15 protein-coding genes are annotated in these 22060 nt (G+C 63.6%); 11 read left to right on the top strand and 4 right to left on the bottom strand.

Annotation, left to right across the window (positions count from 1 at the left end; translation table 11 throughout):
* Window positions 1–28 precede the first annotated feature (28 nt).
* The 3 genes from WCZ84_RS06405 to WCZ84_RS06415 form a co-directional block, all read right to left on the bottom strand.
* Window positions 29–1777, bottom strand: a complete 1749-nt coding sequence (locus WCZ84_RS06405) for a thiamine pyrophosphate-binding protein (protein WP_372685428.1) — start codon at window positions 1775–1777, stop codon at window positions 29–31.
* A gap of 71 nt (window positions 1778–1848) precedes the next feature.
* Window positions 1849–2607, bottom strand: a complete 759-nt coding sequence (locus WCZ84_RS06410; protein ID WP_372685429.1) for a FadR/GntR family transcriptional regulator — start codon at window positions 2605–2607, stop codon at window positions 1849–1851.
* Between the two features lie 135 nt (window positions 2608–2742).
* Complete coding sequence (locus tag WCZ84_RS06415; protein ID WP_372685430.1) at window positions 2743–3777, bottom strand: AraC family transcriptional regulator; 1035 nt, start codon at window positions 3775–3777, stop codon at window positions 2743–2745.
* A gap of 211 nt (window positions 3778–3988) precedes the next feature.
* Between WCZ84_RS06415 and WCZ84_RS06420 the strand changes: the two genes are divergently transcribed.
* From WCZ84_RS06420 to WCZ84_RS06470, 11 genes are all read left to right on the top strand, one after another.
* Entirely contained in the window at window positions 3989–4822 is an 834-nt protein-coding gene (locus WCZ84_RS06420) for an ABC transporter ATP-binding protein (protein WP_372685431.1), read from the top strand.
* Between the two features lie 4 nt (window positions 4823–4826).
* Complete coding sequence (locus WCZ84_RS06425) at window positions 4827–5711, top strand: branched-chain amino acid ABC transporter permease (protein ID WP_372685432.1); 885 nt, start codon at window positions 4827–4829, stop codon at window positions 5709–5711.
* Window positions 5711–6751, top strand: coding sequence for a branched-chain amino acid ABC transporter permease (locus WCZ84_RS06430; protein ID WP_372685433.1), 1041 nt, complete (start codon window positions 5711–5713; stop codon window positions 6749–6751). The genes WCZ84_RS06425 and WCZ84_RS06430 overlap by 1 nt, the downstream gene beginning before the upstream one ends.
* A gap of 22 nt (window positions 6752–6773) precedes the next feature.
* Window positions 6774–7946, top strand: coding sequence for an ABC transporter substrate-binding protein (locus WCZ84_RS06435; RefSeq protein ID WP_372685434.1), 1173 nt, complete (start codon window positions 6774–6776; stop codon window positions 7944–7946).
* A gap of 4 nt (window positions 7947–7950) precedes the next feature.
* Window positions 7951–8757: an ABC transporter ATP-binding protein gene (locus tag WCZ84_RS06440; RefSeq protein ID WP_372685435.1), complete on the top strand. Its 807-nt coding sequence runs from the start codon at window positions 7951–7953 to the stop codon at window positions 8755–8757.
* Between the two features lies 1 nt (window position 8758).
* Window positions 8759–10576, top strand: coding sequence for a long-chain fatty acid--CoA ligase (locus WCZ84_RS06445; protein ID WP_372685436.1), 1818 nt, complete (start codon window positions 8759–8761; stop codon window positions 10574–10576).
* A gap of 12 nt (window positions 10577–10588) precedes the next feature.
* Window positions 10589–11719, top strand: a complete 1131-nt coding sequence (locus WCZ84_RS06450; RefSeq protein ID WP_372685437.1) for an acyl-CoA dehydrogenase family protein — start codon at window positions 10589–10591, stop codon at window positions 11717–11719.
* A 101-nt stretch (window positions 11720–11820) separates the two neighbouring features.
* Window positions 11821–12366, top strand: a complete 546-nt coding sequence (locus WCZ84_RS06455; protein WP_372685438.1) for a MarR family winged helix-turn-helix transcriptional regulator — start codon at window positions 11821–11823, stop codon at window positions 12364–12366.
* 101 nt (window positions 12367–12467) lie between these two features.
* Entirely contained in the window at window positions 12468–13937 is a 1470-nt protein-coding gene (locus WCZ84_RS06460; protein WP_372685439.1) for an efflux transporter outer membrane subunit, read from the top strand.
* A 6-nt stretch (window positions 13938–13943) separates the two neighbouring features.
* Window positions 13944–15149 carry an HlyD family efflux transporter periplasmic adaptor subunit gene (locus WCZ84_RS06465; protein ID WP_372685440.1) on the top strand — a complete coding sequence of 402 codons (1206 nt, stop codon included), beginning with the start codon at window positions 13944–13946 and terminating at the stop codon, window positions 15147–15149.
* On the top strand, window positions 15146–16699 hold the full coding sequence (locus tag WCZ84_RS06470; RefSeq protein WP_372685441.1) for a DHA2 family efflux MFS transporter permease subunit: 1554 nt from the start codon (window positions 15146–15148) through the stop codon (window positions 16697–16699). The genes WCZ84_RS06465 and WCZ84_RS06470 overlap by 4 nt, the downstream gene beginning before the upstream one ends.
* Before the next feature lie 112 nt (window positions 16700–16811).
* Here WCZ84_RS06470 and WCZ84_RS06475 read toward each other — a convergent pair whose 3' ends face one another.
* The gene (locus WCZ84_RS06475; RefSeq protein ID WP_372685442.1) at window positions 16812–21815 is read right to left on the bottom strand and encodes an autotransporter domain-containing protein; all 5004 of its coding nucleotides are present in this window, start codon (window positions 21813–21815) and stop codon (window positions 16812–16814) included.
* Window positions 21816–22060 lie beyond the last annotated feature (245 nt).

Below are 22060 nucleotides of genomic sequence, written 5' to 3' on the forward strand. Positions count from 1 at the left end.
AATCCCCTGTGTAACGGTTGGCGAAAGGCTACTTCGGCTGGTTGACGAAAGGCGGCGGCCGCCCCGACCCCGCGACGGCCGACTGGGCCGCTGCCAGCGCCTGGCTGCGTATGGCACTGAGCGTTTCGCCCGGTGCGATGCCTTCGGGCGCGTATCGGATCTCGACCAGGGCCGGCAGACGCCGTTCGCGCGCGAAGGCCCGGGCGCGCTCGAACGCGGCAGGAAACGCCTCGGTGCGGTCGACGACTTCGCCCTGCCCGCCATAAGCCTGTACGATCTCGCAGAACGCCGGGTTGGAAAAATCGAGCGCCACGCAGCGGTTGGGGAACTCGCGCGCCTGGTGCGCCTTGATGGTGCCCCAGCAGCCATTGTTGAACAACAGAATGACGATGCCCAGGCCATATTGCATGGCCACGCCCAGCTCTTGCATGGTCATCTGGAAACAGCCGTCGCCCGCGTAGCAGATGACTTCACGCTCGGGCTGTTCGAGCTTGGCCGAGAGGGCCGCGGGCAGCCCGTAGCCCATGGTCCCCAGGGTAGGGGCCAGGCTGGTGCCCGGGCCACGGAACTGGCGATACCGATGGGGATACAGCGCATAGTTGCCGGCCCCCACCGTGATGCAGGCGTCGTCCGGCAAGACTTGATTGACGTGCGCAGACAGCGCGTCGAGGCTGAGCGGCCCGGGCGCCGGCAGGGGCTCGAGCGACTGCAGGTATTCGGCATGCGCCTGCCGCGCAGCCGCCATGTCGGGGGCCGTGTCTGGGGCCAGCTGCGCCGCGGCCTGTGCAAAACAGGCCACGTTGGCGGCGATCCCCAGGGCCGGCACGAACACGCGCCCGATTTCGGCGACATCCGGGTGAACGTGCACCAACCGTTGCCGCGGCTGTGGGCTTTCGATCAGCGAATAGGCGATGGTGGTGGCTTCGCCCAGGCGGGTGCCGACGGCCAGGATCAGGTCGGCCGCACGCACACGCGCCTCGAGGGCGCCGTGCATGGCCCAGCCCACCTGGCCGGCAAAATGGGCATCGCTTTGATCGAAGCACTCGAGCCGCCGCCAGGCCACAGCGACCGGCAGGCCGAAGCGATGCGCAAAACCCGCGATGTCCTGAACCGCCCGGACCGACCAGCCACTGCCCCCCAGGATCATGAGCGGCCGCTGCGCCTGGGCCAACAAGGCCTTGAGCGCCTGCAGTTCGGCCCACCCCGGATGCAGCAAGACGCGCGGGTACGGCGGCAGATCGGGGACGTCGGCCCGCCCCCAGAGCGTATCTTCGGGCAGCACCAGCACCACCGGGCCGGCCCGCCCGCTGGTGGCGACGGAAAAAGCGCGCGATACGTACTCGGGGATGCGTTCGGTCTGGTCGATCTGCGCCACCCACTTGGCCACCGGCCCGAGCATGCGGCGGTAGTCGATTTCCTGGAACGCCTCGCGGTCGAGAAACCCCGTGGCCACCTGGCCCACGAACAAAATCATGGGGGTGGAATCCTGAAAGGCCGTGTGCAGCCCGATGCTGGCATTGGTAGCGCCCGGGCCGCGCGTCACGAAACAGATGCCCGGCTCGCCCGTGAGCTTGCCATAGGCTTCGGCCATATAGGCTGCGCCACTTTCCTGGCGGCACACCACCGGTTGGATCGCCCCGGCGTGATCGTTGAGCGCGTCGATGCGGGGCAGGTAGCTTTCACCCGGCAGCAGGAACACCCTGCGTACGCCATGGATCCTGAGCTGCTGCATAAGGATCTGGCCACCGTGGCGGCCGTGGTCGGTTGTATGTGCCATGCATTCATCCGGTGGCGTGTTCCTGGCGCCTGCCCAGCCAGGCCCCCCTGTGGAATCGAACCGGCGCCATGTCAGACCCCGGCCTGGGGAATGGCCTCGGTCTGGCCGACCACACTGGCGGGGTCGTCGAAGTCGCGATGCAGGCGCATCAGGATGTTGGCCAGATGCGCCTGCATCGCCGTCCGTGCCTGTTCTGCGCTGCGCCTGCGCAGTGCCGCGACGATTTGCCGGTGCTCGAGTATGGCAAGGTCCCAATCCTGCGAGTTCACGAAGTGCTCGTCCAGGCGGCGAAAGACTTGATTGTCCGCGCTCAGCTGCCAAATGTGCGTGATGGCGGACTCGAGGGCCGCATTGCCACAGGCCCGTGCGATGGCCAGGTGAAATGCCTGATCGTGGGCCTGGTACGGTGGGCCGCTATCCATGCGCTGTTGCGCCTGCTCGATGTCTTCGATCTGCTCGCGGGTCGCGGCGACCGCGACCCGGGCGGCGGCTTCGGGTTCGAGAAGCAGGCGGGTTTCGAGCAGGTCGAACGGCCCGACTTCGACCTGCTGGCGACCCTGTTGCAGCAAGGGCTCGACCACGCGCGGGCGGGGTGCGCGGTTGCGCACGAACACCCCGGCGCCCACGCGGACGTCGACGTAGCCCTGGAGTTCGAGCGCAATCAGGGCCTCACGCACGGACGCGCGGCTGACCCCCAGCTGATCGGACAGCAGCCGTTCGGCGGGCAGGCGCTCGCCCACCGGAAAATCGCCCGACTCTATTTTTGCGGCAATCCGGTCTGCGATGATGCGGTACAGGCGCACCGTCGAGATGGTATCAAGCTGGTTCATGGTGGCATGTGGTCTGACGGTCTGAAGGCCTGACCAATAATGTAAAGAGTTTGCGGTATCGTCGCAAGAAATCTGCTCCAGGACAGGGGTAAACCCTAGCCCGACGGCCGGATTCTGGCCGATGGCCTTCATCCGTCATCCCGCAACCGGACGTTTTGCATTCGCGGGCCGCTTGCGATAGGCCCCCGGGGCACTGCCCGTCCAGTGACGAAAGGCCCGGTTGAAAGCGGCAGGATCCTCGAACCCGAGGCTGTTGCCGATGGCGGCCACCGGCTGAGCGGTTTTGTTGAGCAGCTCGATGGCCATGTCGCGCCGCAACATATCCTTGATGCGCTGGAAGCTGGTGCCTTCGGCCGCCAGGTGGCGCGCCAGCGTGCGCGGCGAGGCATGCAGGGCATCGGCCACGTCCAGGATGGTGAGCCGCTCGTGCAGGCGTTCTTTGAGCACGTTGCGAACCAGGTGCGTACGCGGCCGGTTGCTGTCCGAAAAATAGAACCAGTTCAGGGGCACGTCTTGCAGGAAATGATTCAGCGCGGCCTGGTCCTGCCGAATGGGTTCATACAGCCAGGCCGCATCCATGTGCAGCGCGGTTTCGGCCTGGTCGTACTGCACGGGCCCCGGATACAGGTATTCGTAATCGGATGCATGCGCAGGCTGCGGGAAGGGAAAGGTGATGCAGTGAAATGGGATCTTGCGCGCCACCAGCCACGACGCCACCCCCTGCACCAGCATCAGCATCAATTCCAGGGCCAGCAGCCGGGTGGCCCCCAGATCGGCGCGCTCGTGCAAGACGATGCGCACCTGCCCCCCGTTTTCCGGGCAGATCTCGAAGAGCACGTCATCGTTGACCAGGCGCATGAAGTTGCGGAAGCGGTTGAGGGCCACGCGCAGCTCGGGCGCGTACAGCATGAGCATGCACAGGTACTTGAGCGTGCCATTGCGCAGCGGGCGCGAGAACAGGCCCAGGGTCTCATCGTCGATGGAAACCGCGATGGTGCGGTACAAATTTGCAAATTTTTCCAGGGTGATCCGGGCCCCAGGCAATCCCAGCAACTCTGGAGCCAAGCCGTGGCGCATCAGCCACACTGGATTAAACCCTGGTTTATCAACCACATTCGACAACAAGTCATTGACGAACCGGATCGACAAGGTCTGGATGTCTCGATTCATGGATTACCCAACACAGTGGCAGTTTTTGCAAAGTTTTCGTCATGCCCTGTCATTTAAAAGCAGGGGGCCCTTTCCTAGAATATCCCTTGAACGGCCAAATACAAGGCCGCACGCCCAGCTGTTCGGTGCAGGCTCTCATTTTCAGCGCAGGGCTGCCTATAAAGACAGATAGCAAAACATACGCGTGGTGTCCACACCACCAGGAGACACAGTGAAGCCTTCGGTTTCGGCCCCTATCCTGGCGATCGAAAATCTCACGCTGTCCTTTGGCGGCGTGCGGGCCCTGTCCGGGGTGGGTTTTCAGGTCGCACCCGATACGATCACCACCGTGATCGGGCCCAACGGCGCCGGCAAGACGTCGCTGTTCAATACCATCTCCGGCTTTTATCGGCCGCAGGCCGGGCGCATCCTGTTCGACGGCCAAGACATCACGCAGCTCCCCGCCCCCAGGCGGGCCCGCCTGGGGCTGGCGCGCAGCTTCCAGAACATTGCGCTGTTTCGCGGCATGACGGTGCTCGACAACATCAAGCTGGGCCGCCACGCCCATCTGCGCACCCACATCCTGGATGCGCTGTTCTATGTCGGGCGGGCCCGCCGCGAAGAAATGCAGCTGCGCCGCGAGGTCGAAGAACGCATCATCGATTTCCTCGAAATCGACCACATCCGCCACCACCCGGTGGCCGCACTGTCCTACGGCCTGCAAAAGCGGGTCGAAATGGCGCGTGCGCTGGCCATCCAGCCCAGGGTTCTCATGCTCGACGAGCCCGTCGCCGGCATGAACCGCGAAGAAACCGAAGACATGGCGCGCTTCATCCTCGACGTCCGCAAAGAATGGGGCATCACCGTTCTCATGGTCGAGCACGACATGGGCATGGTCATGGACCTGTCCGATCACGTGGTGGTCCTCAACTTCGGCCAGGTCATCGCCCATGGCACGGCCGAGCAGGTCCAGGCCAACCCCGAGGTCGTGCGCGCCTACCTGGGCTCGGGCGACGTCGCCGACCTGCGCGAAAGGCTGCGCCAGCCTGCGCCCGCCGGGGCCTGACGCCATGGAATTCGATTGGCTGTTCTTCGCCGAAATCACCCTGGCCGGGCTGGGCACGGGCGGGCTGTACGCACTCACCGCGCTCGCATTCGTCATCATCTTCAAGAGCACCGGGGTGGTGAACCTGGCCATCGGCGAAATGCTCATGCTGGGCGCTTATCTGTGCTTTGGCTTCGCCGTCGATTTCGGCCTGCCGATCTGGCTGGCCATCCCCGCGGCCATCGTCGTGGGCGGGCTGGCGGGCGGCCTGATCGAACGCCTGACCATCCGGCCGATGGTCGGTGAATCCCCCATTTCCACCTTCATGATCACGGTGGGGCTGGCGGCCGTGCTGGTGGGGCTGGTCGAGCTGGTCTGGACCGCCGCGCCGCGCCGCATGCCGGCCTTCCTGCCCGACGAGGCCATCTTCATCGGCGAGGCCTTCGTGCCCTCCAAGGTGTTCTATGGTTTCTTCGTCACCGCGCTGCTCATTGCCATCGTCCTGCTGGTGTTCCGCTATTGGCGCGGCGGGGTGGCACTGCGCGCCACGGCATTCGATCAGGCGGCGGCCTACTCCATGGGCATCAACGTGCCCCGGGTGTTCTCGCTGTCCTGGATCGTGGCCGCGATGATCGCCACCATGGCCGGCATCCTGGTGGGCGCGGTGGGCGGCATTTCACCGTCCATGGGCATCTTTGGCCTGTCGGTCCTGGTCGTGGTCATCGCCGGCGGCCTGGACAGCGTGCTGGGGGCGCTGGTCGCGGGGCTCGCCATCGGCCTGATCGAAGCCTGGGCCAGCGGTTTTCTGGGTGGCGAATTCAAGATCGTGGCCACCTTCATGATCCTGATCGGCGTGCTGATGATACGGCCCTACGGGCTGTTCGGCACGCGCGAAATCGAGAGGCTCTGATGCGCATCGGCACCGCAAAGTTCAGCTATCGGCACGACGAGGCCCTGTTCGACAGCCGCACACAGTATGCATGGCTGGCCATCCTGGGTCTGGGCCTGGTGGCGTTTCCATTTGCCGTCAACGAATACTGGCTCTACCTGGCCTGCCTGATGGCCATCAACATCGGCAGCGCCGCCGGCCTGAACATCCTCACGGGCTATACCGGCCTGGTCAGCCTGGGCCACGCGGCATTCATGGGCGTGGGGGCCTATACCGTGGCCGTACTGCAGGGGGCCGTCGATCTTCCGGTCCTGCCCAACCTGCTGGCGGCCGGCGCCGTCACCATGGTCGCGGGCTTCATCGTTGGCATCCCCTCGCTGCGCGTCAAGGGCCTGTACCTGGCCATCGCCACCATCGCAGCCTCCATGATCCTGCACTTCGTCTTCTCCAACTGGCAGCCCGTCACCGGCGGCACCGCCGGGCTCATGGTGAACCCCGCGCGCATCCTGGGCATAGACCTGGACACCTCGTTTCGCTTCTACTGGATGGTGATGCCCATCACCCTCCTGATGCTGCTGGGTGCCGCCAACCTGTTTCGCACCCGTATCGGGCGCGCCTTCATCGCCATCCGCGATCGCGACATTTCGGCCGAAGTACTGGGTATCCCGCTGTTGCGCTACAAGCTGCTGTCGTTCGGCATCTCGTCGTTTTACGCTGGCGTGGCCGGCGGGCTGTGGGCCTATTTCTTCCGCATCATCACCCCCGAAAGCTTTCCGCTGTCCATGTCCATTTTCTTCCTGACGGCCATCATCGTGGGCGGGATGGGGTCGTTGCTGGGCAGTATTCTCGGGGCCGCCTTCATCACCATGGTCCCCGAGGCGCTCAAATTGATCGTGGGCTGGCTGCCCATTTCAGCCGACGCCACCCTGATCCTCTCGCCGGTGCGCACCATCGTGTTCGGCCTGCTGATCATCGGGTTCCTGATCTTCGAACCGCTGGGTCTTCAGGAAATATGGCGACGTACACAGCGTTTTTTCCACCTCTGGCCATTCCGGTCATGAACCAAGGCAACCAGGAGACACTATGAACATCCATACAGTGAAACATTGGCTGGCAGGCGCGGTCGTTGCCAGCATGCTGGGCGCTGCAGGCATCGTCCACGCAGACGAAAAAGAAATCGTCATCGGCGGCTCCATCCCCATGAGCGGGGTGTTTTCCTTCGCCGGCATCGGCATCCATGCCGGGATCCAAGACTACGTCAGCATAGTCAACGAAGCCGGCGGGATCGACGGCCACATGCTGCGCTACGTGCCCGAAGACAGCGGCTACAAGGTCGATGCCTCGGTGGCCGCCTTCAAGAAAATCACCAGCCAGAACGACGTCGATTTCTACTATGGCGATTCCACCGGATTCAGCAAGACCATCAACAACGAGCTCAACCGCATGAACAGCATCCTGATGTCCGGGGCTTCGTTTGCAAGCGAGCTCAACGATCCCGAAAAATACCCCTACCAGTTCCTGGTCGGGCCCGACTACACAGAAATGTTCGGCATCCTGCTGCGCCATATCGCCGATGAATCACCAGGCGCCAAGGTGGCTTTCGTCTATTCGGATTCCGAATTCGGCCGCGATCCCATCGAGACCAGCCGCAAGACCGCCGAAGACCTGGGCCTGAAGGTCGTGGCCGAGCTCATGACGCCGCCGGGCAGCGTCGACGTCTCCACCGAGATCGCCAAGATGCGCAGGGCCAGGCCCGATTACGCCATCTTCCATGGCTACATCCTGGCGCCCATCCCCGAGTTCATCGAACAAGCCCGCAAGATGGGCATGGACACGAAATTCATGGGCACTTTCTGGACCATGGACAACTCCACCGTCATGCAAATGAAAGACGTGGCCGATGGCTTCATGGGCGTGATGCCCTATCGCTACTACTACGATGATTCCGAGTCCGCGCCCATGCTGGAAAAGATTCGTGAAATGCGCCCCGACTATCAAAACGTGCCGTACATCCAAGGGTTCCTGTCAGCCATGCTGTATGCCGAGTCCGCCCGGCGCGTGCTCGCCGAAGGCAAAGAAATGACCGCCCAGAACATGAAAGCGGCACTCAATTCGCTGGAAAACTTCGATACGGGTGGCCTGATCGGGGTGCCCATCACCATTCGCGGCAACTCGATTCCCGTCGGGCGCATTTACCAGGCCGACGTCAGCCAGGGCAAGATGCTGCCGGTGTCAGACTGGATCATCCTGGAGTAGGCGCATGGCCGCCACCGTACTCGAGCTCAACAACATCGAAGTGTTCTACAACAAGAGCGTACAGGTGCTGCGCGGCTTGTCGCTGCAGGTCCGGCAAGGCCAGATCGTGGCCTTGCTGGGGTCCAACGGGGCGGGCAAGAGCACCACGCTCAAGGCCATCTCGGCCCTGCTCCCCCTCGAGGACGGCGAACTGACCGAAGGCACCATCCGGTACGGTGAAATCGACATCAAGACCCGCCAGCCACACGACCTGGTGCGCGCCGGCCTGTTCCACGTCATGGAAGGCCGGCGCGTCTTCGAAGACCTGACGGTCGAGGAAAACCTGCTGGCGGCCACGTACGCCCTGGTCGGGCGCGCCGGGGCGAAGCCTGATTTCGACCTGGTCTACGAATACTTCCCGCGGCTGTTCGAGCGCCGCACCAGCCTGGCCGGCTACCTGTCCGGCGGCGAGCAACAAATGCTGGCCATTGGCCGCGCCTTGATCGCACGCCCCGGCCTGATCCTGCTCGACGAACCATCGCTCGGGCTGGCGCCGCTGCTGGTTGAAAACATCTTCCGCATCATCGCCCGGGTCAATGCCGAACAAGGCGTATCGATGCTGCTGGTAGAGCAGAATGCATCGGTCGCGCTGGCGGTCGCCCACTACGGCTACATCATGGAAATGGGCAAGGTCGTCACCGACGGCACCGCCGACTTCCTGGCCAATGACCCAGACGTGCGCGAATTCTACCTGGGCGTGGGGGGCGCCGGCGAAGCCCGCAGCTTTCGCAACGTCAAACATTACAAGCGCCGCAAGCGCTGGCTGTCCTGACATGCATGCGCACTCGATTCCGGACCTGACACTGCCCCAGATGCTGCGCCAGCGCGCCCAGACGCACCCCGAGCGCGTGGCCCTGCACCAGAAAGACTATGGCATCTGGCAACCCCTGAACTGGCACGCGTACTATCAGCGCGCAGGCTGGTTCGGTTTGGGGATGCGGTCCTTGGGTCTGAGACCGGGCGGGCACGTCGGGATCATCGCCGAGAACCGCACCGAATGGGTGCTCGCGCAAATGGGTTGCGGCCTGGTCGGCGCAGTCACGGTCGGCGTGTACCCCACCAGCCCCTGGCCCGAAGTCGCCTACGTCGTCAACCACGCCGACGTGGAAGTCGTGGTGTGCGAAGACCAGGAACAAGCCGACAAGATCGCCGAGGCCATCGAACAGCTGCCCCAGCTGCGGCACGTCATCGTCGTCGAACCAGACGGCTTTCGCAACACCGACCCGCGCATCGCGGCCATCACCCTGCTGTACGACGAAGTCGAGGCCCGGGGGCGCGAATACGAACAGCAACACGCCGATCTGATCGCCTCGGTACTCGACGCCCAGTCGATGGACGACATCGGGCTCATGATCTATACGTCCGGCTCCACAGGCAAGCCCAAGGGCGCAATGATCAGTTATCGCAACATCCACGGTGTTTCGCCGGGCATCATCGCGCATCTCGAACTCACCCCCGAATCCAGCCACTTGTCCTATCTGCCGCTGTGCCACGTGGCCGAACAGATGCTGACCACGTTCGTCCCCATCTACCTGGGCTCGACCGTCAACTTCGGCGAATCCATCCGCACCGTGCAGGAAGACCTGCGCGAGATCGCGCCCAACCTGTTTCTGGGGGTGCCGCGCATCTGGGAAAAGCTGCATTCGTCCATCATGATCAAGATCGCCGAGACCGGGCGCTTCCGGCGCTGGCTGTTCCACCGGGCGCTCTCGGCCACCGAACCGCTTGCGTACGTCCAGCACGCGGATCGCAGCCTGGCGCAACGCCTGGTCTATGCATTCTGGTATTGGATCATCCTGCGCGCGCTGCAAAACTTCACAGGCCTGCGGCGCTGCCGCGCGGCCCTGACGGGCGCTGCCCCCATACCGCCGGCCGTGGTCCGCTTCTTTCGCAACATCGGCGTGCCGTTGGTCGAAGTCTACGGCCTCACCGAATCCACCGGCATGGTCACCGGCCAACCCCTGTCGAATCCCCACCCAACCTCTGTGGGCACCGCCATCCTGGACGCCGAATGCCGCATCGACCCCGCCACGGGCGAGCTCCTCATCCGCGGCCCCATGGTATTTGCGGGCTATTACAAGAACGACGCCGCCACGCGCGAGACCATCCGCGATGGCTGGCTGCATACCGGTGATCTTGCGGCCGAGCGCGATGGCCAAATCTACATCGTCGATCGCATGAAAGACATCATGATCACCGCGGGCGGCAAGAACATCACGCCATCCGAAATCGAAAACGTGATGAAAGGCAGCCCATACATCAAAGAATGCATCGTCATCGCCGACGGCCGGCGCTTCGTCTCGGCGCTCATCCAGATCGATTTCGAGACGGTGGGCAAATGGGCCGAAAGCCATGGCATCGCCTTCACCCACTTCCGCTCGCTGGCCAGCCACGACCAGATCAAAGCGCTGGTCCAGGCCGAAATCGATGCCGGCAACGCCACGCTCGCGCCGGTCGCCAACATCCGGCGCTTCCACGTACTCACCAAAGAGCTCGACCACGACGACGGCGAAGTCACCGCCACCATGAAGGTCCGGCGCGCCAGCATCTATGAAACCTACGCCCAAGAAATCGAGGCCCTGTACGCCTGACCCGGGGACGCCATGCAATTCGAACTTTCCGAACAACAGCGCCAGATCCAGGCGCTGGCCCAGCAGTTTACCGAACGCGAGATCCTGCCGCGTGCGGTGCAGGCCGATCGCGACGCCACGTTTCCCATGGAAGTCCACGACCAGGCCGTGCGCCTGGGCCTGGTCAACGCGACCCTGCCCGAATCCCTGGGCGGCCCGGGGCTGGGCTGTCTCGAACTGGTCCTGATCACCGAAGCCCTGTGCTACGGCTGCCTGGGGATCGGCGCTGCGCTGTGCATCAACGCCCTGGCCGCCGAGCCCATCCTGATCGCTGGCACGCCCGGGCAGCAAGACCGCTACCTGCGCCGCCTGGCCGAGGGCGCCATGGCCAGCTTCGCCCTGACGGAACCGCAGGCCGGCTCCGACGTGGCCGGCATACGCAGCCGCGCCGTGCGCACGGCCGGGGGCTACCGGCTCAACGGCAGCAAGATCTGGATCTCCAATGCCAATCTGGCCGAATTCTTCGTGGTGTTCGCCAAGACAGACCCCGGCGGGGGCTATCGCGGGCTGTCCGCTTTCATCGTGCCCGCGGACAGCCCGGGCCTGACGGTCGGCAAACCCCTGTCCAAGCTGGGCCAAAAGGCGGCCCCCACCACCGAGGTCTTCTTCGATGACGTCTTCATCCCCGACAACCATCGCTTGGGCGACGAAGGCGGGGGGTTCGGCCTGGCCATGAAGGTCTTCGACCGCTCCCGACCCATGGTCGCGGCCTTCGGCGTCGGTCTGATCCAGCGCTGCATGGATGAATCCCTGAATTACGCCCGGCGGCGCGAATCCATGGGCAAGCCATTGCTCGAGCACCAGGCGATCGCGCATCGCCTGGCGGACATGCGCCTGCGCCTCGAGGCCGCGCGCCTGCTGACCTACCAGGCGGCCTGGCGGCTGGATCGGGCGCAGCGCAACACGCTGCAGGCCTCCATGGCCAAGGTCTACACGGCGGATGCCGCCATCTGGGCGGCCACCGAAACCATGCAGATATTCGGCGGCATGGGGTATTCCACCGAATACCCGGCCGAAAAGCTGTTTCGCGATGCCAAAGTATTGCAAATCTACGAAGGCACGTCCGAAATTCAGCGCAACATCATCGCACGCGAACTGGCCTAACGGGCCGGTCCTGGCGCTCCTCGTCCCCCTGCGCGAAGCGCGCCCGGTGGATGCCCCACAATTGGTTGCCTAGTCAGATAGTGCAGCGCTAAAATAATGCCATGCAGGCACCAACTCCCCCGCTCTCCTCTTCGAAAACCCCACCGGCCGGCCAGCCCAGCGGTGGGTTTTATGGCAGCGCGCCCGCCGATCTGGCGGCCGATCGCAACGTCGGAATCCTGGTGCGGCACCTGCATGGGCTGATCCACAAGGTTATCGATCTGGACACCCTGCCTTTGGGCCTGACCGCCAATCAGTGGCGTCCATTGCTGCTCATCAAGCACAAAGGCACCGACACGCCGGCCGAGCTGGCCCGTGTCATGAACGTCGACACCGGTGCCATCACCCGGATGCTCGACCGGCTCGAAGCCAAAAAGATCCTGCGTCGTGAACGCATCCCCGAAGACCGCCGTGTCGTCAAAGTCGTCCTGACCGACAGCGGCCACGCATTGACCGACCAGATCCTGCCCATCGTGGCTCAGGCGCTGAACCAGCATCTGCAGGGCTTTTCCAAAGACGAAGTGCGTATGCTGCTGGCGCTGCTCAAGCGCATGATCGCCAATGGCGAGCACAAGCTGCAGCAGGCGAGCGAGGTCACGCTGGAATAGATCCCCGCCGACTTTTCCCATCACCCGAACCGTGGCGACGCTCATTTACGACATATATCTGTCTGGTCAGATAGCGACCCAATCAACTATTCTCCACCCCCATGAAACCGCTGCTTTCCCTCGTGCTGATCCTGGCCGTTTCAGCTTGTGCGCCGATGGATCCGGGCACGCCCGCTATCCCGGCGCTCAGCGCCGACGACCTGGCGCTGGCACCGGACTCAACCGACGTCGACTGGCCCGAAGGGCACTGGTGGACACGTTATGAAGACCCCCAGCTCGACCACCTGATCGAGGCCGCCCTGGAAGGCAACCCGGACCTGCAGGCGGCGACGGCCCGGGTGCGTACGGCACAGGCAGCGGCGCTGGGCGCACGCGCCGTGCAATGGCCACAAATTGGCGCCCAGTATCAGCTCACCCGCGAACGCCTGAGCGAAAACTACATTTATCCGCCGCCGCTGGGCGGCTCCTACCAGACCGATACGGCGCTGACCGTGCAGTTGCACTTCAATCCGGACCTGTGGGGCCGGCAGCGGGCGCTGGCGCGCGCAGCCGGCCAGCGCGCGGCCGCCACGCAGGCCATACAGCGCCAGGCCCGCAACCTGCTGGTGTCCGCTGTGGCACAAGCCTATTTCCAGCAGCAGGATGCCCAGACCCAGGCTCAAGCCATCGCGGACATCGTCGGCAAACTGGAGGACGCGTTGGCCATCACCCGGGCACGCTATGACAACGGCCTGGGCACGCAGGTCGACGTAGACCAGGCGGATTCGGCGGTCTCGGCCGCCCGGGTGCAGTTGGGACAGGTGCGCAACAACACGGTCCTGCTGCACCATCAACTGGCCGCCTTGCTGGGCAAGGCGCCAGACCAGCTGCCCCTGCCGGTCGTGCATCCGTATCGGGCCATCCCAGCCGGTGTACCGGCACACCTGCCCATGGCCTTGCTGGGGCGGCGGCCCGATATTGCAGCGGCGCGCCTGCAGGCCCTGGCCGCAGGCGCCGACATCTCTGCAGCCAAAGCCGATTTCCTGCCCAATATCGACCTGTCAGCCGCAGTCGGCTACCTGTCGTTGGGCCTGGATCAGCTGCTGCGCGGCAGCAGCCGCAACCTGAGCGCCGGCCCGGTCATCACCCTGCCTATTTTCAATGCCGGCGCGCTGAACGCCCAGCTGTCCGGACGGCGCGCGGCACGGGACGAAGCGATCGCGCAATACAACCAGACCGTCGTCAACGCCATCCGCGAGGTGGCCGATGCCAGCGCGTCCATCCAGGCCCTGCAGGCACAGATCCAGCACCAAGAGGCCAGCCTGAAATCGATCACGTCGGCCTACGACGTGGCCCTGCAGCGCTACCGGGCCGGGTTGGGCAACTTCATCCAGGTACTCCTGGCCCAAAGTGAAGTCCTCAAGCAGACCGTCCAGACCAGCGATCTGCATGCCCAAGCCTACATCCTGGACGTGCAGCTGGCCACGGCACTGGGCGGCGGCTACCAGGCGCCCGAGACCGCCGAAACAGGGCGGGCCGCCGCCGAACCCCTGGTGACGTTCCCGCCGAACGCCGGCCATCCTTCCCCCTGACGCACCATGACCGAAGAAAGCAGCAAAGTGACGGGCTCGACCCGCAAACGCCTGATGTGGACCGCGACCGGCGTGTTCATCCTGATCGCCCTGTTATATGGGGTCTGGTGGAAGGTGTTCATTGCACATTATGAATCCACGGACGATGCCTATGTGCATGGCAATCTGGTGACGGTCAGCGCGCAGATTCCAGGTACGGTAGTGGCCATCGCCGCCGAAGATACCCAGACCGTTGCGCGCGGTGCGGATTTGATTACGCTGGATGACAGTGACACCACGATCGCCCTGGCCCAGGCCAGGGCGGCTCTGGCGCAAACGGTGCGTCGTACCCAGACGCTGTTCGCCCAAAACAAGGCCCTGGCCGCCAACGTAGCGGTGGACCACGCCAATGTCGAACAGGCCCAGACCCAGCTGAGCAAGGTGCAGAACGACTTGCAGCGCCGCAGTGCCCTGCGCAGTTCGGGCGGGGTCAGCGGTGAAGAGCTGCTGCATGCCCAGGTAGCCGTCAAGTCGGCCGAGGTCGCGCTGGCGCAGGCGCGAGCCGGCCTGGCGGCGTCCGAGGCACAGCTGGCCACCAATCAGGCGCTGACCCAGAACAGTACCGTCGCCACGCATCCGGATGTCGTGCACGCGGCCGAGCAGGTGCGCCAGGCCTGGCTGGCGCAGTCGCGCACGCACGTCCCCGCTCCCGTGGACGGCATGGTGGCCCAGCGCGCCGTCCAGTTGGGCCAGCGCATCCAGCCGGGCACGCCGCTCATGACCATCGTGCCGCTGGACCGCCTGTGGGTGGAAGCCAATTTCAAGGAAACCCAGTTGCGCCACATGCACCCAGGCCAGGCCGTCACGCTAGTGTCGGACCTGTATGGTGACGAGGTCACCTACCACGGCACGATCGAAGGCGTGTCCGCCGGCAGCGGTGGTGCTTTTGCCCTGCTGCCCGCACAGAATGCAAGCGGCAATTGGATCAAGGTGATTCAGCGCGTCCCGGTACGCATCCATCTCGATCCCCAGGAACTGCAGGCCCATCCGCTGCGTGTCGGGCTGTCGATGACGGCCAAGGTAGACCTCTCCTCCACGCCTGAACCCGGCCAATCACCGCCAGCGCCATCCAGCGGGTCGGACACGGTGCGCGACACCCCGGTCTACCGGCAGGATCCGGCAGCCAGCGATCGGCTGATCCAGCAGATCATCGACGCCAACCTCGCGACATGAGCGCCCCCACCCCGCAAGGCGATTATCCGCCGCTGGAAGGCAGTGCCCGCGCATTCGGCACCATCGCCCTGTCGGCGGCCGTGTTCATGAACGTGCTGGACTCGTCGATCGCCAACGTTTCCATCCCGACCATCGCCGGCGACCTGGGGGTGAGCACCACGCAGGGCACCTGGGTGATCACGTCGTTTGCCGTGGCCAATGCCATTACCGTGCCCCTCACCGGCTGGCTGACCCGGTACTTCGGGCAAGTGCGGCTGTTCCTGATGGCGACCCTGCTGTTCGTACTGAGCTCGTGGTTGTGCGGTTTTGCCTGGTCGTTCGAATCGCTGGTGTTCTTTCGGGTGCTCCAGGGCGGCGTGGCCGGGCCCATGATCCCGCTGTCGCAGGCGCTGATGTTGGCCAGCTATCCGCGCGCCAAGGCCGGCATGGCGCTGGCGCTTTGGTCCATGACCATCCTGGTTGGCCCAATTGCCGGGCCACTGCTGGGCGGCTGGATTTCAGACAATTATGCCTGGTCCTGGATTTTCTACATCAACGTGCCCGTCGGCCTGCTGGCCGCCTGGGGATCGTGGCAGATCTACAAGACCCGTGAGTCCACCCGCAGCCGCCTGCCCATCGACGGATGGGGCCTGGGGCTGCTGGTGGTCTGGGTGGGCGCGCTGCAGGTGATGCTCGACAAGGGCAAGGACCTGGACTGGTTTGCCAGCCCATTGATCTGCATACTGGCCGTCGTCTCGGCCATCACCTTCGTGTATTTCGTCATCTGGGAACTGACGGCCCGCCACCCGGTGGTCGATTTGTCCCTGTTCGCGCTGCGCAACTTCACCGCGGGCACCGTGGCCTTGTCGGTGGCCTTCGGCGTGTTCTTCGGCACGGTGGTGCTGCTGCCGCTCTGGCTGCAGAATACGATGGGATACACTGCCACCTGGGCCGGCGTCGCAGCGGCGCCCGTGGGGATCCTGGCGATCGTGCTCTCGCCCGTGGTGGGCAAGCTGGTGGCCCGCCACGACCCGCGCCTCATCGCCACCGCGGCCTTCCTGATCTTCTCGCTGATCAGCTGGATGCGCGCACAATACAACACCCAGGTCGACCTGTACGGCGTGATGCTGCCCACCTTCATCCAGGGCGCCGCCATGGCCGCATTTTTCATCCCGCTGACCACGATCTCCCTGGCGGGACTGAGCCCCGAGCGCATTCCGGCCGCAGCCGGGTTGACCAATTTCTTTCGGCTGGTCTGCGGTGCCTTCGGCACCTCGATCACCACCACCCTGTGGGATGACCGCGCGATCCTGCATCACGCACGCCTGACGGAAATCGCGCGCCCAGGCGAGCCGGCATTCGACCAGCTGATGAACGGCCTGCACAACCACGGGGTGGATCCACTGCGGGGCGCGGCGCTGGTGGATCAGGTGATTCACCAGCAAGCCTATACGATCTCCGCCACGGACTTCTTCCTGGCTTCCACCTTCATTTTCCTGTTTTTGATCGGCCTGATCTGGCTGGCCCGACCGTATGTCCGACAACCTGCCCGGGCGGATGCAGCGGGATAGGCCCAACACACGGATTGTCGGCCCGGGCCACCGATGGCTCACCCATCGGGTACCGGTACACGGTAGGGCGAGACGCGGGTGATGAAAACCGTGCCCCGCGTCCTGGATTGCTCTACCAGGTCTTACGAATACCCAAAGTACCGGACACCCCTTCCAGGCTATGCCCGCCAAACGTCGTCGTCGCCTTGGCAAAGCCGCTCCAACCATTGGCCTTGCCAAAGAGATCCACACCCAGGGCAGCCGTGCCATAGGTGCCGTCGCGATCATACGTCACTGGCACGTCCCAGCCATCACCCGACAGCGCGACCGAGGGATGCTTCTTGAACTCATGCCACAGCGACAGCTCGACCCAAGGCTCGATCAAAGTGTTGGCGGTGGCAAACTGGGTACCGACCCGTGCCCCAAGGCGGCCACGTACGCTGTTGCCGCTGCCGAAATCCAGCTTCGTACCGGCCAGCTTGGCGTCGTCATAGCGCGTATGGACGTAGGCCAGAGTGGCCTTGGGTTCGACAAACCACTTGCCGGCCGGCGAGTAACGGTAGCCCGCATCGACGGTCGCCCCCACCGAGGTGAAGTTGTTGTTGAAATTGCCGAGATCCCCGCGGTACTTGATCCGCCCGAAATCCGCCTTGATGGCGCCATCCACGAACAGGCCCCCATCGATCCAGGTGGTATAGACACCCACCGAGGTGGCGTCGTAATCGGCCCGCGTGGAGGCCTCCGAGAACCGCAGGCGGCTTTCGGTGTAACCGGCCATCACGCCAGCGTACAGCGACTGCCCGGCATCGGGACGCGCCGCGCGGAAATCGCGATCAAGCCCGATCATGACCCCTTGATGTGTGCGCTTGAGCTTGTCCGAATACTTGTGATCGGGCCCCAGCATGCCACCCGGCGCCCCCGAGGTGTTGTCGAAGCGACGCTCGATGTTGCCTCCGAAGAGCTTCATCCAAACCCCCGCCTTGGCCCGATTGCCCGACGCCGTGGTCGTGCTCTGGCCCAGCCGCAGATCGGAGCTGCGCTCGCGCCAGGTTTCCATGGAATCGTGCCACAGATCCTGGGCCGCGGAGGCGATGACCGGCAGTTCGTAGGCGCTGCGCCCCGGGGTGGAGGCCAGGTACCACTCATTTTCACCCAAGGCACCCCCATTGGGTTTGAGATAGGCGTCGTACCGGAAGAGCCCTTTGTCGATCCCGCCATTGGTGGTGAAATCACCCACTGCTGTGTCACCCGCCACGGTGGCGAACAGGACTCCGTTTGGATCGTATTGGCCGGGGCCACCATCGAGATCGTTGACCACCAATGCCACCTGGCTGCCTTCCGCACCATAGACATCGCCGCCAAAATACAGCTGATCGCCGAGGCCACCCGGCCGCAAATCGGCATCCATGGCAAAGCTGCCGCCACGAACGAGACTGCTGTCGGTGAAATGGAATCGATCGCCCGCAATGCTATTCATAAGGTGGATTTCACCACCTGGGCTGTTGTCGAAGGTCTCGAGCCCGTCGAAGCGCACGATCTGCGGTGAGCCACGCAGCGGATCCATGGTCAGCGTCCCCGCATTCGAGAACAGATCCTGGTTGCCGGCACCGAAATCGCTATCGCCGATGGCGACGAAGGTCCCCCCCTCATTGTTATAGAAGCGGTCGTTGCCACCGCCCATGGAAACCCGACCGATGACGACCCCATTGTTCTGCGTCTCGGAGGCATTGTCATCGTTCACGATGGCCATGCCATTCAGTGCGGTGATCAAGCCGTTGTTGACCAGCAGCGCACTGTGCCCCCCACCGAAGGCGACGCCTGCGCCATCGCTTCCGGAGCCCCCCAGCACAAGACTTTCAATGAGGACTTGCGTATCGCCCTCGGCGCTCATGGCGAAAATGCCCCGCGAGTTCGGGCCGACGGCCGTGACGGGATCGTTGGCCCGCACGTTGACCGAGCCATTGTATGTAGAGGCAAAGATGCCGTCGGAATCGCTGCCCAGGGTACCGATATACCCGGCGTCGACGTTGACGTCGCCCTGCTGCGAGACGGCCCGTATGCCATCGGAATCGCTGCCGACCGTACCGACCGCATCGGCCCGCACGTTTACCGAGCCGTCACTCGAGAGGGCGGCGATACCCGCTGAATTACTGCCCACCGTACCGACATAGCCAGCATCGACATTGACATTGCCAGCCAGCGCCGTGGCCCGGATCCCGTCCGAATCCTGACCGACCGTGCCCACCGCATCGGCCTGCACGCCGACCGAGCCGTCGCGCGAAAAGGCCGATATGCCGGTTGAATCGCTGCCCGCGGTGCCGACCAGAAGCGCATTCACAGCGACGTCGCCCTCGAGTGCCGCCGCCCGGATGCCTTCGGAGTGGCTGCCTGTCGTACCGACGGCGCCTGCCTGCACATTGACCGAGCCATGATTGGAGAAGGCAGAAATGCCTCTGGAGTGATCGCCTTGCGTGCCGACGGCGCCGGCCTGGACGTTGACCGAGCCATCGTCGGAGGCTGCCCGGATACCGGTCGAGTGGCTGCCTTGCGTACCGACCGCAGCGGCGTAGACATCCACATTCCCCACGCCCGAAGTGGCCTTGATGCCGCTGGAATAGTCCCCTACGGTCGTGGCCAGCAGGCCCGCCACCAGTACGTCGCTGCCAGGATCGTCGGCCACCACGGCCGGAGAATAGTCGCCGGCCGTGGACACCGTGCCAAAGATCGTCGTCGAGGTGCCGTTTGCCGTATTGATGATGCCGGCACTGTGATCACCAAGCGTGGTGACACTGCTGGCCACCACATAGGCCGAGCCGTTGTCGGCGTTGGCCCAGATGCCAGTGGAATCATCTTCGACTGTCGTGACGGGCCCCAATGCGGCCACACCGGCGAATGTCTTGCCGTCGACCTGGATGCCGGTGGATTCGATGCCGGACGTACTGACAGGGCCAAAAGCCACGGCGCCGGCGATGCCATCGGGCGCACTGACCTCGATACCCGCAGAGTTCTGGCCCGCCGTTTCAACCTCGTTGGCGATGGCCACGGCCACACCCCCCGAGACGGCATCCAGGGCGCCGTCGGCCAAGCCGGCCAACGTATCCCCCGTGCCTTCGGGCAGGATGCCCGACCCGGCCCCCAGGCCTGACAACAAGGCATCCAGCCCTTGATCGATGAGACTACCCAGGTCACCGCCGCCTCCGGTACCCACCAACTGGCCCACACTGTTGATGATGCCGGTGAGATCGCCCATGTCGCTTGCTGTCACCGACACACCCGCCGAATCGTCGCCCTGAGTGGACACCTTGCCCAGCGCCACAGCCCCGGCAAGGCCCCCTGCTGACACATCAAGGCCTTTTGCATGACTGCCGCCTGTGGTTGTGACATCATTGGCCAACGCGAACGCAAGCCCTGTACCGACGACCTGGGAATGGATGCCCGTACCGGCGCTGTGGACATTGCCCGCCAGGGCCACCGCAGCGCCCAGACCGGCGCTGGCATCGATGCCTCCCCCAGTCTGCGAAGTGACGTCACCCACATTCACGTAGGCTACCCCTACCCCGTTTTCGAGATCACCCAATTCTGGAATGGCCCCCTCCAGCAAATCGCTCAGGCCGCTGAGACTGCCAAGATGGTCGCGATTGACTTCGGCCTTGACCGCCAGCCCGCTGGCCGATACATCGCCCGCCGTGATCGCGGCCAGGCCCAGGCCTGTCTCGGCCGAAATGCCATCGCCGCCCGCATCCACATTCCCGGCATTCACCGTGACCAGGCCCAGGCCGGTTCCGGCAGTGATGCCGTCAGACCCTGCCGAAACATTGCCGGCATTGACTGCGACATTGCCAATCCCGGGCACACCGTAGTCGCCTATGCCCACTCCTTTAATAACTGCATAGATGCCGCTCCCACCCGTAGCTGTGACATCACCCACATCGACACTGACACCCGGCGCCAGAAGCGCGGCTGGATCCAGGCTACCGAGATCGGCGAGATCCGGGAGAACATCCAGCGCAAAACCGCTTTCTGCATGAACGCCCTCCTTTTGGGCAGTGACGTTACCCGCCCGAATGCCGACGGTGCCGAAGCCCGTTTTAGCGTAAATGCCGTCCCCCTGTGTAGACGTTACGTTATTGGCCTGCACATCGACCCCGCCCAGGCCCGGAATAATCCCCGATACGGCGTCGACTTGGGCGCGAATACCTGTGTTTTGGCTTAAAACATTGCCCGTCTCGATGGTGATGGCTGAGCTGCTCAAGGCAGGACCAACGTTACTGAGAAGGTCGAATAAATCTACATTGACGCTGGAAACACCAGTCGCGTTGATGCCCATGCCTTTTTCGGCCTGGATGTCACCTGACTTGATCGTGGTCGTGCCGATGACTGTCTTGGTTTCGATGCCGTCCCCGTCCCGGGAAGTGATATCACCGGTTTGAACAGCAATGTTGCCGTTGGGTAGAAGATTCAGAATAGATCCAATCCTGGCACGGACACCCGTACCTTGGCTATCGATTGCGCCACTCTCAATATGAATGTCGCCGTTGTTATTGGACGCATCAATGCCAGGCCCACTCTGCGTAACCACCTTTCCGACCTGAATGAAGGTATTACCGGTCGCAGAACTATTGGTTTGTACGCCAGTACTTGCACTATGGATGTCACCAGCGATGATGTCGATCTTGCCGGATGCGTTGGATGCATCGATACCGTATGACTTAGAACCTGTCGTTGTATTGATGTCTTCTGCGCGGATCGTAATGTCGCCGTCTGCCGGTTTGGTGCCAATGGGCCAGCCTAATACAATAATATCCTCGGTGCGTTTCGCCGAAATACCCGGGGCATTATTTCCTTGAGTGGTAATGGAGCCCGTCGTCGTTACCGTGATGGAGTGGGTCCCACTAGTTTTATATTCTGCTTTGATCCCTGGCTCACCATTTGCATTGATGTCCTCGTCATAAGAACAAGCCATCTCAGTGCCTGAAATACCACAGGTCTTGCCACCGGCGGCCAATGCCAGCCCAGGAACAGCAGCTACGGCGAGCGCCGAGCCCGCGACGCCGAGTACCAGCCATCGATGATCCCAGCTTTTTGCAATGGCCTCCGAGAGCGTATTTCTTTTGGACGGCATCTGTTTTATTGGCATGGGCGTTCTCCTGGGCTGACGGCAGACCTTGGGCAGGGAAATGAAGGTGACAAACCTGGCATGACCGGGGTCGCGCCAGTTTTTCTCTGAATTGTTTTAATTAGCGGCCATGTTAGCCGATTTGGCTCTCCATCACGAACGGGGGACAGCGACATTCATTAGACTTGTTTTTGCGAAGAACACGTTTAATGGAGTCAATGCCGATGTCCCCAATCGATTCTATCCTAGGAATGGACGGCCTGAGC

This window comes from Castellaniella sp., assembly GCF_041675725.1.
Lineage (GTDB): Bacteria > Pseudomonadota > Gammaproteobacteria > Burkholderiales > Burkholderiaceae_B > Castellaniella.